Origin of the sequence: Ornithinimicrobium pratense, assembly GCF_008843165.1 — a bacterium.
Taxonomy (GTDB): domain Bacteria; phylum Actinomycetota; class Actinomycetes; order Actinomycetales; family Dermatophilaceae; genus Ornithinicoccus; species Ornithinicoccus pratensis.
The window spans coordinates 345,578-359,017 of the sequence record NZ_CP044427.1 but is presented as its reverse complement, the minus strand read 5'-3'; the positions used below and the strand labels follow the sequence as shown (position 1 = coordinate 359,017).

Here is a 13,440-nt window from a genome sequence, read left to right as displayed (position 1 = left end):
CGCCCCCTTCACCGCAGCAGGCCGTCGGCCACCAGTTCGCGCAGCAGCGGCAGCACTGCCCGCACGACGTCCTCGACGGGCGCCTCGGTCAGCACGGCCAGGCCCGAGCAGAGCTGACGGGCGGTCAGCTCCCCGTCGCAGGCCCCGACCAGGCCTGCGGTCAGGGTGTCCAGGCGCACCAGGCGGCGCAGACCCCCGCCCTGGCGCAGCTGGATCACGGCGGGGTCGACGGCTCCGGGCCGACCCACCCGCTCCTCGGTGACGTCGTCCGCGACGCGCCAGGCGATGTCCAACAGGTCGTCCTCGTCGTGCTCGGCCAGCCAGGTGCGGGCCTGCAGCCCAGCCAGGACGGTGGGGCCCATCGGCGCGGTGACCGGGTGCGGGACCTCGACGAGGTCGTGCCAGGGCTCCCGCGGGGAGGCCGGACGCTGGAGCGTGAGCACACCGAAACCCACCCGCTCCACGCCGCGTGCGGCGAAGTCGTCCAGCCAGGCGACATACAGGGCGTCGAACCCGGGCGTACCCGGACGGTGACCGCCGTCGCGGGCCCACGTCTCGGCATACTCGGCGACGTCCTGCACCTCCCGCTGGACCACCCAGGCGTCCAGCCCCGTGCCGCCCAGCCACCCGCCGAGCCTCTCTCGCCAGTCCTCTCCCGCCCGCAGCTCCCAGTTCGCCAGCAGCTGGGCCACACCGCCGGGTTCGAGGTGAGCGGGCAGATCGCGGACCAGCCCGGCGACCAGGGCGTCGCCGGCGGCGCCGCCGTCGCGGTACTCATACAGCGGCACGTCTGCGCGGCGGGGGGTGATGACGAAGGGCGGATTGCTGACGATGAGGTCGAAGCGCTCCCCCCGCACCGGCTCGAGCAGGCTGCCGCGGCGCACGGCCGCGTCGATGTTGTTGAGCGCCAGGGTGAACCGAGCGAACGCCAGTGCCCGGCCGGACAGGTCGGTCACCGTCCGCTCGGTGGCGTGCCCGGCCAGGTGCAGCGCCTGCACCCCGCACCCGGTCCCGAGGTCGAGCGCGCGGCGGACCCGCGGCCGCGGAGCCCAGGAGGCCAGCGTCGTGGAGGCACCACCGATCCCGAGCACGTGGTCGGTCGACAGCGGCCCGCCGATCGCCAGCTCGGAGAGGTCCGAGGCCACCCACCAGGCCTCCTCCTCCGTCCCGTAGGGCCGCAGGTCGCAGGTGGCCCGCAGGGCGCCGTTTTCGGCCCGGCGCACGAGCCCGAGCTCGAGCAGGCCGCCGGTGCCCGTGCGGGGCAGGGCGGCAGCCAGGTCGGGAGCGTCGACGGGCAGCCCGAGGACGAAGCAGCGCAGGAGGCAGGCGGCGGGCTGGCCCCCGACCGCCGCCGTGGCCCGGGTCGCGGGCAGCGGCTGCTCCCGATACAGGGCGCCGGACGCCACCGGACCGAGCAGGTGGTCCAGCCCGTCGACGGTGTATGCGGCCTCCCGCAGGTCCTCGCGCAGCCCGGCCAGGAGCCGTGGAGAGGCGACGGACGGCGGAGGCTGGGACTCGCTCGGGCGGCTGCTCACCAGCACCACTGTGCCGGGGTACCCGCTCCCCCGCCAACCCGGTGGCGGCCGGCCCCTGGGGCCCCCAGCCGGAAATCCCGTGGCGCCGCCCACCGGTGGGGCGCTTCACTGACGACGTGAACATCGAGGAGTGTCTCCCGAACGGCCTGGGTGCCAGGCCGTTGAGGATGGCCGACGCCCGCGCCGTGTACCAGGTGATGGCCGCCCTGGAGCGGGCCGAGATCGGCTCGGCAGACATCGAGGAGGCTGACATCGTCGCCGACTGGCAGCGGCCGAGCGTCGACGTGCCCAGCGTCACCCTGGGGGTCTTCGCCGGTGACCGGCTGGTCGGGTATGCCGAGGCGGCCCGGGACGGGCGGTGCGACGCAGCGGTCCACCCCGACTGGCACGGACGCGGCATCGGCACGGCGCTGGCCCGGTGGATGCAGCACCGTTCCCGGGAGCTGGGGGCGAGCAGGGTGGGTATGCCGGTGCCGCAGGGGGGCACCGGCGACCGCCTCCTGCAGGCCCTCGGCTACCACGTGGCCTGGACCTCCTGGGTGCTGCGCCTGCCCGAGGGCGCGGACATCGAGCCCCGGGCGCTGCCCGACGGGCACGTGGTCCGCGTGGCCCGGCCGGAGGAGTACCGGGCGGTCCACCAGGTTGTCGACGAGGCGTTCCTGGAGTGGGCTGACCGGGAGCCCCAGCCCTACGAGGACTTCGAGGCCGGCGTCCTGCGGCGACCCGGGTTCGAGCCGTGGCAGGTCCGGGTGGTGGCCAGGTCGGACGGCATCGTGGGGGCGGCGGTGCTGGTCATGGCCCGTGACGAGGAGGGCGCCCCGGTGGAGGGGTATGTCGACAAGCTCGCCGTGCGCCGTGGCCGGCGAGGGCTGGGGCTGGCCCAGGCTCTCCTGGTCGATGCGTTCACGCTCGCCCGGGAGCACGGCGCACCGGCCGTGGGGCTGGCGACCGACTCCCGCACCGGGGCGCTGAGCCTGTACGCCAAGGTCGGCATGGTGGTGACCCAGACCTGGGTGCACCGGGCCATCGACCTGGGCTGAGGGGCCCACGTCGCCTCTGGCCCGGTTGTCCCAGACGGCCCGGCCTCGGACTGCGGGCGGACGCGGGACCGCCGGCGTCCGAGCTCGGACGCCGGCGGTCGGCCACTTCCCCGGAGCGGTCCGGGGTTACTTGCTCTCGCTGAGGACGTTCGCCTCCTCGGGGGCCTCGCCGATGGCGATGTCCCGGCGCTTTGAGACCACGACTGCACCGACGATCACCAGGGCCGACACGAGGGCGATGCCCCACCGGATGAGGTCGTTGCTGCCCTCGCCGTAGGTCAGACCCACGATGGCCGGGGCGATGAGCAGCGCGACCAGGTTCATCACCTTGATCAGCGGGTTGATGGACGGGCCGGCGGTGTCCTTGAAGGGGTCCCCGACGGTGTCGCCGATCACGGTGGCCGCGTGGGCCTCGGTGCCCTTGCCGCCGTAGCGGCCGTCCTCGACGATCTTCTTGGCGTTGTCCCAGGCGCCACCGGAGTTGGCCAGGAAGACGGCCATCAGCACGCCGGTGCCGATGGCGCCGGCCAGGTAACCGGCGAGCGCGCCCACGCCCAGGCCGAAGCCGACGGCGATCGGGGCGAAGACCGCGAGCAGACCGGGGGTGGTGAGCTCACGCAGCGAGTCGCGGGTGCAGATGTCGACGACGCGGGCATAGTCCGGCTTCTCGGTGTAGTCCATGATCCCGGGCTTCTCGCGGAACTGGCGGCGCACCTCGAAGACGATGGCGCCGGCTGCCCGGGTCACCGCGTTGATGGCCAGGCCGGAGAACAGGAAGACAGCCGCGCCCCCGATCAGCACACCGGCCAGCGCCCGCGGGTCGATGATCAGGAAGGACTGGAAGACGTCCGTGGCGGCCTCGTCGGTGGCCACATCGCCCATGGTGTTGCTGATGGACTGCCAGTAGGCGCCGAAGAGTGCGGTCGCCGCCAGCACCGCGGTGGTGATCGCGATGCCCTTGGTGATCGCCTTGGTGGTGTTGCCGACGGCGTCCAGCTCGGTCAGGATCTGGGCGCCCTCCTCGTCGACGTCGCCGGACATCTCGGCAATGCCCTGGGCGTTGTCGGAGACGGGGCCGAAGGTGTCCATCGCGACGATGACACCGACCGTGGTCAGCAGTCCGCAGCCGGCCAGCGCGACGTAGAACAGGGCCACGATCAGCGAGCCGTCCGCGAGCAGGAACAGACCGAAGATGGCCGCGGCGATGGTGACCGCGGTGTAGACCGCCGACTCCAGCCCGATCCCGATGCCGGACAGGATCACTGTGGCAGGGCCGGTGAGGGAGGTCCGGGCCACGTCGTTGGTCGGCTTGGACTCGGTCCCGGTGAAGTAGCCGGTCAGCCACAGGATGAAGGCTGCGAGCACGATGCCGATGACGACGGCGGCCGCGGAGCCCAGGGCCGGGTTGAAGTCCAGGTCGGCCGTGTCCCCGAGCAGCGCGAGAGCGCCGCCGGTGACGGTCCCCGACATCTCACCACCGGCGAGCTCGGCAGAGTCGCTCGGCAGGAAGACGAAGGCGGCGGCGACGGAGGCCGCGGCGGCGACGCCCGCGGAGATGTAGAAGCTGCGGTTGATGGCCTGCAGCGCGTTCTGACCCGGGCGGGCCTTGGTGATGTAGACACCCATGATCGCGGTGAGCACACCGATGGCGGGGATGATCAGAGGGAAGGTCAGGCCTCCGTTGGCGCCCAGGGCTGCGGTGCCCAGGATCAGGGCGGCGACCAGGGTGACGGCGTAGGACTCGAACAGGTCCGCGGCCATCCCGGCGCAGTCACCGACGTTGTCACCGACGTTGTCGGCGATAGTGGCGGCGTTGCGCGGGTCGTCCTCGGGGATGCCGGCCTCGATCTTGCCGACGAGGTCCGCGCCGACGTCCGCAGCCTTGGTGAAGATGCCTCCGCCGACCCGCATGAACATGGCCAGCAGCGCAGCACCGAAGCCGAAGCCCTCCAGCACCGTCGGGGCGTCGCCCTGGAAGACGAGCACGACCAGCGCGGCACCCAGCAGGCCAAGCCCGACGGTCGCCATACCCACGGTGCCACCGGTCCGGAAGGCGATGCGCATCCCCTGGTCCCGGTCGCCGTGGCGGGCCGCCTCGGCGACCCGCATGTTGGCGGCGGTCGCGAGGTTCATGCCCAGCCAGCCGATGAAGGCCGAGAAGCCGGCGCCGAAGAAGAAGGCGACCGACCGTCCGATACGGATGAACATGTCGTCCGCCGGCAGAACCAGCAGCAGCAAGAAGGCGACGACGGCGAAGATGCTCAGGGTCTTGAACATCCGCGCCAGGTAGGCCGAGGCCCCCTCCTGCACCGCCGCCCCGATCTCGCGCATGCTGTCGGTCCCTGTCGGGGTTGCCAGCACCTGCTTGCGGAACATGAAGCCGAAGACCAGCGCGACGAGGGCGATGGCGAGCACCACGACCACGATCGAGGTATCGGCTCCCGAGAGCGACAGATCGCTCGCGGCGGCTCGAAGTGGGACCATGTACAGCCTCCTGGGGCGGCCCGCGACAGTGCGGGCGACGGAAGCGCGACGGACTCGCGCAACTATGCGTGGACGACGTCACTGTAGTGAGGACACCCCCTGGGTCAAACATCCCCCGCGGGATGGCCCGAATATGACCCCTGTCAGGGCCGGTGTTTCAGGGTCTGTCCGTCCGGGCGCGTAGCGTGGTCATCGATGTCTGCAGCCCCGATCCCGGACCGGTCGCCGACCGCTTCGCACACCGCGCCTCAGGACGGGTTCGACCCGCACCGGGCGCTAGCCCACCTTGCCCGCGGCCCGCGAGGCGAGCGGCTGGTGCACGTGCGGACACTGCCCGCGCGCCAGGGCCGGACGCGCCCCTGGCCCGACTGGGTTGCGCCCGAGGTGGTCGCCGCGTTCGAGGGTGGTGGAGTCAGCGCGCTGTGGGAGCACCAGGAGACGGTCGCCCGGCTGGCCCGGGACGGCGAGCACGTCCTGGTGGCGACCGGCACTGCTTCGGGCAAGTCGGTCGGCTACCTGCTGCCGGTGCTGACCGCGATCAGCGAGGGCGCGTCCGCGCTGGGCGGACGCGGCGCGACGGCGCTCTACCTGGCCCCAACCAAGGCGCTGGGCGCCGACCAGGCCGCACGGCTGCATACCCTTGCGGTCCCCGGGGTCCGGGTCGCCACCCTGGACGGTGACACCCCCACCGAGGAACGGCGCTGGATCCGCGACCACGCCCACTATGTGCTGACCAACCCCGACCTGGTGCACCACACGCTGCTGCCCGGCCACGAGCGGTGGCGGGCCTTCCTGCGCTCGCTGCGCTATGTCGTCGTGGACGAGTGCCACGTCTACCGGGGGGTGTTCGGGGCCCACGTGTCCGCAGTGCTGCGCCGCTTGCTGCGGGTCGCAGCCCGCTACGGCGCGCACCCCACCGTAGTCCTGGCCTCCGCGACCGTCGCCGAGCCCGCCGAGCTGGGCCGCTCGTTGCTCGGGCAGCCGGTGACGGCGGTGACCCAGGACGCCTCTCCCCGCGCCGAGACCGTGGTCGCGCTGTGGTCCCCACCAACGGATGAGCAGGGCCAGCGCCGCAGCACCCTGGCCGAGGCGGCTTCGCTGCTGACCGACCTGGTTCGCGCCGAGATCCAGACGGTGACCTTCGCCCGCTCCCGGCTGGGGGTGGAGTCCGTCGCCTCCCGCACCCGGGAGGCGCTGGAGGGCCCCGCGGAAGTCAGCGGGCCCGGCGGCCCACGGGTGGCCGCCTACCGCGGCGGTTACCTGCCGGAGGAGCGCCGGGAGCTGGAGGGTGCGCTGCGGGATCGCTCCGTGATGGGGCTGGCGGCCACCAGCGCGCTGGAGCTCGGGATCGACATCGCCGGGCTGGACGCCGTGGTGATGGCCGGCTGGCCCGGCACCCGCGCCTCCTTCTGGCAGCAGGTGGGCCGCGCGGGACGCCGTGGCGCAGCCTCGCTGGCCGTGCTGGTGGCTGCCGACGACCCGCTCGACGCCTACCTGCTCAGCCATCCCGAGCTGGTCTTCGACTCCCCCGTGGAGACCTGCGTCCTGGACCCGGAGAACCCCTACGTCCTGGGTCCGCACCTCGCGGCGGCGGCCGCGGAGCTGCCGCTGACTGAGGAGGACGTGCGCTGGTTCGGCCAGGGCGTGCCCGCGCTGGCCGAGCAGCTGGTCGTCGGCGGGCTGCTGCGCCGCCGACCCACCGGCTGGTACTGGTGCCGGCCGGACCGGCCCACGGACCACCTGCAGCTACGAGACACCGGCCACACCGTGCAGATCGTCGACTCCCGCAGCGGCCGGGTGCTGGGCACCGTCGACGACGCCCGGGCGCTGACCACGGTGCACGAGGGTGCGGTCTACGTCCACCAGGGACAGCCGCACGTGGTCACCGAGCTGGACCTGGATTCGGGGGTGGCCCTGGTCGTGGCCGGTGACCCCGGCTGGAGCACCCGCGCCTGCAGCCAGAGCACCTTCGCGATCCGGGCGGTGGACGAAGATCAGGCTTGGGGTGCGGCGACCGTCTGCCGCGGGCGGGTGGAGGTGACCACCCGGGTGACGGCGTTCCAGCGCCTGCTGCCCGACGGCACCGTGATCGGCTCCCATCCCCTCGACCTGCCGGAACGCTCGCTGACCACTCAGGCGGTCTGGTGGACTCTGCCGGTGGAGGAGCTGGCGCTCGCCGGGGTCGGCGAGGCCGCCGTGCCGGGCGCGCTGCACGCCGCGGAGCACGCGGCCATCGGCATGCTGCCGCTGCTCGCCACCTGCGACCGGTGGGACCTGGGCGGGGTCTCGACACCGGCCCACCCGGACACGGGCCTGCCGACGGTGATGGTCTACGACGGGCACCCCGGCGGGGCCGGTTTCTCCCGCAGGGGCTTCGAGGTGGCCCAGACCTGGCTGGCCGCCACCCGTGACCTGGTCCGCGGGTGCCGCTGCCGCTCGGGCTGCCCCGCGTGCGTGCAGTCCCCGAAGTGCGGTAGCGGCAACGACCCGCTGGACCGTGCGGGCGCGGAGGCGGTGCTGGACCACCTGCTCAGCGAGCGGGTCCTGCGGGTCCCCACGGGCTGACCTGATCGGTGCTTCTGGCTGCCCTTCGCTACCCTCGGGGTCAGCACCGCCCACCTGGCGCTGCCGCTCATGCACGGAAGTGCCCGCCCCGGCCGGGTGCCGGGCACCGACGGAAAGGTCAGCCATGATCGTCTTCGGCGCGGTCCTGCTCATCCTGGCGCTCGTCGTCATCGCCTACGTGTGGTTGGCGACGTCCGGGATGTCCGATATCTCCATCGACTACGGCGTCCTCAACGTCGAGCTCACGCCGCTCTGGTTCTTCCTCGCCGGCGGGATCACCCTGGCGGTGGGGACCTCGGGCCTGTGGCTGATGGGCGTCGGGGCCAAGTCCTCCACGCGCCGCGCCAAGGAGGTCCGTGAGCTCCGGCGCCAGGCCAAGGAGTCCGGCCGCCGTGCTGAACGTGACGGCGACCGCGCGGCCCTGGGCACCGACCCGGACCGTCGCAGCAGCGTCACGAGCACCGACCGGGCCACGGGCGGGCACCGCGGGGGGACCTCATCCCGGACGCAGTCAGCCCCGGGCGCTGGCACCGGGGAGTCCGGATCGGCCCCGACCGGCACCGGCAGTGGACAGCAGCCGATCCTGCCCCGTCCGGGCCGGGACGAGACCCGCGGCACCGGTGGGCCGGCGGCCGGAAGGCGTGACTCGGACCGCTGAGCCGGGGCAGGTGCTCTGGAGTCGTCAGGGCTGCGGCCTGCGGGCACCGGCTCGAGCGCGGGGGTGGCGGCGCCCGCCGCCGCCCGCGCCGTGAGTGACCACGGCGTGCCGACCACGTCACGCCGCACGCTCACCAGCACCCTGGGCCACGGCTGCCCCGGGTGCATCCCCAACTCGCACGACTCCAGCCTCGCGCCGTTGCTGGCCGCCACCCCGTCTGCCTCCGCGCAAACTCGGTCCCGCCCGGCCCCGATGACCACCTGGCCCGCGCCGGCGAGTGCCGACAGGTCGGCGGCGGTGCGCGCCTGCTGACCTGCGATGAGGACCGCGGCCAGCGTGAGCGCCGCCATCAGCAGCGCCGCGAGACCGCCGATGACGCCGACGGCCAGGATCGACGCGGATCCGCTGTCGCTGCTTCCGCTGCCTTCGCGGTGCGGCCTGGGAGAAGACTCGCAGACCATGGACCCGCGCACCCTCATGGGCCAGCCCCGGGCTCCCATACGGCCGAGGCCCGCGCCTGGGCCTGTGGCAGCGGGAGCAGGCGGGACCTGGACGGTGCCTCCACCCGGACCACCACGATGTGGTCCTCCTGACCGACCTGCAGGTGTGAGCCCTCGGGGGCCAGGTCCAGCACGAGCCGCTGCACCTCGGCCGGGTCCTCCCCGCGGGATGCGGCACGCGCGCCCACGCGTGCCGCATCCGTGACCCGGACCTGGTCGATCGCCAGGGCCAGGGCGGTGAGGCAGATCGCGAGCACCAGCAGGATCGAGGGCACGGTGAGCGCCAGCTCTGCGCTCACCATGCCCCGGTCCCGTCCCCGGTGCCCGCCTGCGGTCACAACGACACCGAGATCGCTGTGGTGATGACCGAAGTCACCAGACCCTGGATCGTCCCGGACTTCAGGATGGCCAGGAGCACCGCCGCGAAGGCGCAGGCAGCGATCGTGCCCACGGCATACTCGGCCGTGCTCATGCCGGACTCGCGGTGCCGTCGCAGCTGCTGCCACGCCGACCGCCGGCCGATGGTGCTCTTACTCATGTTCCCCTCCTCGTGGCGGGCGCGCCCCCGGATGGGACACGTCCTTCGATCTGCCCACCCTCCGACCGCTTCGCGCCCTGCGCCAGCCTCCGACGGGTTTGTGTGGACAACGACAGCCGGACCGTGCGGGTGTGGACAACGCCCAGCGACGGACCCAGCGCGACAGGGCCCGGCCCCGCGGTTGTGGCCCCCCTGGGGCGCCGGGCCGAGTCACCACGACAGGTCGCGGGTGAGCGCCAGCACCAGAGGCAGCACGGTGGTGAGCACAAAGGCGGGCAGGAAAGCCAGCCCGAGCGGCAACACCATCCGCACCCCCAGCCGAGCGGTGCCCACCTCGACGGTGGTGACCATTCCGGCGCGCAGGTCTGCGGCCGTCTGGCGCAGGGCCGGCCCAGGGGCGACCCCGGCGACGCGGGCCAGCTCCAGGCTCCGCCGGGCAGGCTCCCACTGCGGCCCAGCGGCGGCCCACGCCTGGCCGGTGTCCTGGCCGCGGTGCAGAGCCGAAGCCACCTGCGCCAGACCCTCACCGTTGTCTTCCGGGAGCACCAGGGAGACGGTCCGGGCCGCCTCCCCCAGCGCGCCCCCGCCCTGAAGCGCCAGCGCCAGCAGCTCCAGCGCCTCCGGGATCAGTGCCTGCGTCGACCCCACCTGCTGACGCCGTCCACGGCGACGGGCTCGGCCGGGATGCCGGCCAGGCCACATCAGCCGGCTCTCCCGCTCCGCCGCGGGCGTCCAGGCGGTCGGAGGCGGTGGCAGCCACAGCAGGACGACGGCCGCGGTGGCGAGGGCGACGAGCAACGGGGTCATGTCAACGCGTGGAGGACGCGGCCGACCATGCGTCGTGACCAGGCCTGGCCGACGACGACGAGCACAGCACCGGCACCGGCACCGGCCAGGGCCACCGGGTGGGAGTAGAGACTCGTGGGTGGGACACCGAGGACCGCAGCCAGGCCGACCCCGGCCAGGGGCAGCAGGGTGAGCACCGTCACCGTCGCCCGGGCTCCGGCCGTGGCCACCTGCACCGCCCGTTCAAGCCGGCGACGCTCGCGCGAGGCATGGGCGCTGACCCGGATCGCTCCCGCCAGCGGAGCCCCGGTGAGTGCGGCGACCCGCCAGGCCCGGGCCACCGAGTGCAGGGTCGGGCTGGCCGTACGACGCGCCAGCCGGTGCCACACGGGGGCCAGGGCCTGCCCCTGTCCGGCGGCGCGCGCCAGCTCGTTCCAACCCCCGGCTAGCCCTGTGTCGTCCTGCCGGTCCGGCCGTTGATCGACCTGCGACACCGCCAGGACGACCGCCTGCGGGACGGGGAGCCCAGCCTCCAGGGCGGCGGCCAGCCCGTCGAGCACCTGCAGCTCCGCATCGCGCCGCCGCTCAGCGCGGCCGACGCCGAGCCGGCTCAGGAGTCTGCGCGCGTCCTCGCGCAGCGAGCTCCGTGGTGCGGGCTCACCCTCCCCATCGCCTGGCTCCCGCGACGCACCGGGGACCGACGGTGCGGCGGAGGCGCCACCTCCCGGGCGGTCACCGGTCGCCTGACCCGGGGCGGCCTGCGTCCAGAGCAGCACCACCGCAGCCGCGACGAGCCCGCACAGCACGGGGAGGCCGAGCGTCATCCCGACGACCCCTCCCGCACCGAGGGCACCAGCGGCACCGGCGCCAGCGGCCGCAGTGAGGCAGGCGACAACGCCACGCCCAGCCAGGTCACTGCTTGCACCGGGCCGGCTGCGCTAAGACGGAGGGATCCAGCCGTGCCCGGCTGCACAGCTGCTGCCAGCCCGCACCAGGCCGCCACCGTCCGGGACCGCCCTCCAGCGCGGTGACGCACTCGACCTGTCGACCCTCGACGGAGCGCAGCACCGCCACCTCCCGCAGACACCGGCTGCCGGACCGGTCGACGTGCAGGACCACCTGGATGGCGCTGGCGAGCTGGGCGTGCACCGCGGCCGGGGACATCTCGCCCAGCGCCCCCAGCGCCTCGAACCGGGTGATCACGTCACGGGCCGTGTTCGCGTGCACCGTGCCCGCTCCGCCCTCATGACCGGTGTTGAGGGCGGTCAGCAGCTCGCGCACCTCGGCCCCCGAACCTCCCCGACGACCACGCGGTCCGGCCGCATCCGCAGCGACTGCCGGACCAGGGTGGTCAACGTCACCTCGCCCCGACCCTCGACGTTGTTGGCGCGGCCTTGCAGGTGCACCACGTGCGGATGGTCCACCCGCAGCTCCCGCACGTCCTCCACCACCACGATCCGTTCGTGGGCACTGACGAGCCCCAGCATCGCTGCCAGCAGCGTGGTCTTGCCGGATCCCGTGCCGCCGGTCACCACGAAGGAGGAACGTGAGGCGACCACCGCGCGCAGCACCTGCGCCCCCGTCTCATCGACCATCCCCCACCGCTGCAGGTCCTGCAGACCGGGCACCCGTCGGCGCGGGACACGCAGGCTCACGTGCGGACCACCCTCCACCAGCGGAGGCAGGAGTGCGTGCAGGCGGACCCCTCCCGGCAGCAGGCCGTCGACGAACGGACAACTCTCGTCCAGCCGCTGCCCGGCCAACGCAGCGAGCCGCACCGCCAATCGGCGGGCGCTGCCCTCATCGGCCAGCCCCACCCCGGCCGGCTGCACCCCCTGTCCCCGGTCCACCCAGACCGCGCCCGTGCCGTTGACGAGCACATCAGTGGTGCGCGGGTCCTCCAGCAGCGCGGCCAGTGGCCCCAGGGCCGGCCCCAGCGCACCCTCGGGGTCGCCTCGCTCGGACATGACCCCACGCTGCCGGACCGCAGGAGCCTTTGCCAGCGGCGATCCAGCACCTGTGGACAACCGGCGAGGGACTTACCGGGTGTGGACGACCGGCGTTGCGGCTGCTCCAGCGGCTGCTCGCGGAGCACGCGTGGGGTAATCGGGCACCGGCAGCAAAAAGGTCCGGGAAAGGGGACGGCCCCGGCGGGGGGGTGCCGGGGCCGTCGGTGCTCAAGGCCAGGGGGGATGACCCTGAGCACCCGCGCTACGACTCTTGCGAGGAGCGCTGTGCTGAAAAGTATGCACCAGCAGGGGCGGCAATAGCAAGTACGTGCGGTACCTGGAACAGCTGTCGTCGAGCGGTGTTTGCGAGCCTCGGAGTCAGGGGAGCTTGCCGGCTCGCACCGCGTCGGCGACGCGGGTGCCTTCCGCCGCCGACCTGACCAGGGCCTCGGCGCAGTGCAGCAGCCACAGTCGCACGCCGGCGGGGTCCCCGGTCGCGTAGGCCGCGAGCGCCCCCCGGTAGTCGGTGCCTGCCCTGTCGGCGTGCCCCACCTCCGGCACTGCCACCCCGGTCGGGTCCAGCCCGCCGACCCGGACCAGCACCCGTTCCAGCGCCCGCGCCACGACGGCGTTGCCTGCGGCGAAAGGTCTGGCCACCGCCACCTCGGCGTGCACCACTGCAGCCACGATCAGGATGGGTGCGCCACCGTCCGGCACGGCCCCGACGAGCTCGTGGACCAGGCGCAGCCGCTCGCGGGCCTCATCTGGGTCCGGGGCAGGCCCGAGCACATCCTGGCCCGTGGCACGCTCGCCGGCCGAGCGGGGGCGCCCCAGCTGGTCCTCGGGCAGCAGGCCGGCGGAGGAGGCGGTATGGAGCGTGGCGAGCAGTTGTCCGGGTGCGCGCAGGTGCGCCGCGGCCACGTGCTCGGTCGCGGCCGTCGCCCGCACCGCACCGGCGAGCACACGCCAGACCGGGTCGGCGCCACGCTCGGACCACGGCGTCGCCCCGCGGACCAGGTCACGGACGAGCCCGAGGCTCGACTGCGACCCTGCGGGCTCAGCCCCCTCGAGCATTGCCGACGCGGTCGCGCCGCGGATCCTCGACTCCGCGGCCGCCTCGGGGATGCGACGCCGAAGGCCCTCGTGCCAGCGCAGCGTGGTGCAGGCCTCCCGCGCCTCCTCGACCGCCTCGGCCACCCCGGGCAGGTCTCCCAGGGACCGCAGCGCTGCTACCGTCCGTCCGCTCACTGGACCCACCTTACGGCGGCCACGCCACCCGCGGCCGCGCCCGCCGACCCCCCTCACTCTGGTCACAGGAGCCACAGATGTTACCCGGGGGTCTTTACCCAAACTTGACCCGGGAGAGTTGGTGTATCGCTGACCCC

The 13,440-nt window shown here is 73.6% G+C and carries 10 protein-coding genes and 2 pseudogenes; 3 read left to right on the top strand and 9 right to left on the bottom strand.

What is annotated here, in order from left to right:
- Positions 1–8: 8 nt before the first annotated feature.
- Positions 9–1,535: a DUF7059 domain-containing protein gene (locus FY030_RS01645; RefSeq protein WP_158059999.1), complete on the bottom strand. Its 1,527-nt coding sequence runs from the start codon at positions 1,533–1,535 to the stop codon at positions 9–11.
- Positions 1,536–1,651: 116 nt separating this feature from the next.
- Between FY030_RS01645 and FY030_RS01640 the strand changes: the two genes are divergently transcribed.
- Complete coding sequence (locus FY030_RS01640) at positions 1,652–2,575, top strand: GNAT family N-acetyltransferase (RefSeq protein WP_238348502.1); 924 nt, start codon at positions 1,652–1,654, stop codon at positions 2,573–2,575.
- Between the two features lie 126 nt (positions 2,576–2,701).
- Here the strand turns inward: FY030_RS01640 and FY030_RS01635 are convergent, their stop codons facing one another.
- Complete coding sequence (locus FY030_RS01635) at positions 2,702–5,059, bottom strand: sodium-translocating pyrophosphatase (RefSeq protein ID WP_158059998.1); 2,358 nt, start codon at positions 5,057–5,059, stop codon at positions 2,702–2,704.
- A 195-nt stretch (positions 5,060–5,254) separates the two neighbouring features.
- On the opposite strand from FY030_RS01635, the gene FY030_RS01630 reads away from it, so the two are divergent.
- A complete protein-coding gene (locus tag FY030_RS01630) occupies positions 5,255–7,624 on the top strand; it encodes a DEAD/DEAH box helicase (RefSeq protein ID WP_158059997.1) in 2,370 nt (789 codons plus the stop codon).
- 124 nt (positions 7,625–7,748) lie between these two features.
- A complete protein-coding gene (locus tag FY030_RS16690) occupies positions 7,749–8,282 on the top strand; it encodes a leucine-rich repeat flightless-interacting protein (protein WP_238348501.1) in 534 nt (177 codons plus the stop codon).
- An 83-nt stretch (positions 8,283–8,365) separates the two neighbouring features.
- Here FY030_RS16690 and FY030_RS17255 read toward each other — a convergent pair.
- From FY030_RS17255 to FY030_RS01595, 7 genes and pseudogenes are all read right to left on the bottom strand, one after another.
- Positions 8,366–8,743: pseudogene (locus FY030_RS17255) on the bottom strand (Rv3654c family TadE-like protein); the annotation flags it as partial.
- A 14-nt stretch (positions 8,744–8,757) separates the two neighbouring features.
- On the bottom strand, positions 8,758–9,084 hold the full coding sequence (locus tag FY030_RS01620) for a TadE family type IV pilus minor pilin (RefSeq protein WP_158059995.1): 327 nt from the start codon (positions 9,082–9,084) through the stop codon (positions 8,758–8,760).
- Positions 9,085–9,116: 32 nt separating this feature from the next.
- Positions 9,117–9,320 carry a DUF4244 domain-containing protein gene (locus tag FY030_RS01615; RefSeq protein WP_158059994.1) on the bottom strand — a complete coding sequence of 68 codons (204 nt, stop codon included), beginning with the start codon at positions 9,318–9,320 and terminating at the stop codon, positions 9,117–9,119.
- A 210-nt stretch (positions 9,321–9,530) separates the two neighbouring features.
- Positions 9,531–10,127: a hypothetical protein gene (locus tag FY030_RS01610; protein WP_158059993.1), complete on the bottom strand. Its 597-nt coding sequence runs from the start codon at positions 10,125–10,127 to the stop codon at positions 9,531–9,533.
- Positions 10,124–10,930 (bottom strand): type II secretion system F family protein, encoded by an 807-nt coding sequence (locus FY030_RS01605; RefSeq protein ID WP_158059992.1) that lies wholly within the window; start codon positions 10,928–10,930, stop codon positions 10,124–10,126. Before FY030_RS01605 ends, FY030_RS01610 begins: the two co-directional genes overlap by 4 nt.
- Before the next feature lie 88 nt (positions 10,931–11,018).
- Positions 11,019–12,073, bottom strand: a pseudogene (locus FY030_RS01600) (TadA family conjugal transfer-associated ATPase).
- 360 nt (positions 12,074–12,433) lie between these two features.
- Positions 12,434–13,303 carry a Fic family protein gene (locus tag FY030_RS01595; RefSeq protein ID WP_158059991.1) on the bottom strand — a complete coding sequence of 290 codons (870 nt, stop codon included), beginning with the start codon at positions 13,301–13,303 and terminating at the stop codon, positions 12,434–12,436.
- Positions 13,304–13,440: the final 137 nt, after the last annotated feature.

What these genes read in the sequence shown, in the direction of transcription:
- FY030_RS01635 (WP_158059998.1), bottom strand. Translation starts at nt 5,059, where the DNA reads ATGGTCCCACTTCGAGCCGCCGCGAGCGATCTGTCGCTCTCGGGAGCC.
- FY030_RS01630 (WP_158059997.1), top strand. Translation starts at nt 5,255, where the DNA reads ATGTCTGCAGCCCCGATCCCGGACCGGTCGCCGACCGCTTCGCACACC.
- FY030_RS16690 (WP_238348501.1), top strand. Translation starts at nt 7,749, where the DNA reads ATGATCGTCTTCGGCGCGGTCCTGCTCATCCTGGCGCTCGTCGTCATC.
- FY030_RS01620 (WP_158059995.1), bottom strand. Translation starts at nt 9,084, where the DNA reads ATGGTGAGCGCAGAGCTGGCGCTCACCGTGCCCTCGATCCTGCTGGTG.
- FY030_RS01615 (WP_158059994.1), bottom strand. Translation starts at nt 9,320, where the DNA reads ATGAGTAAGAGCACCATCGGCCGGCGGTCGGCGTGGCAGCAGCTGCGA.
- FY030_RS01610 (WP_158059993.1), bottom strand. Translation starts at nt 10,127, where the DNA reads ATGACCCCGTTGCTCGTCGCCCTCGCCACCGCGGCCGTCGTCCTGCTG.
- FY030_RS01605 (WP_158059992.1), bottom strand. Translation starts at nt 10,930, where the DNA reads ATGACGCTCGGCCTCCCCGTGCTGTGCGGGCTCGTCGCGGCTGCGGTG.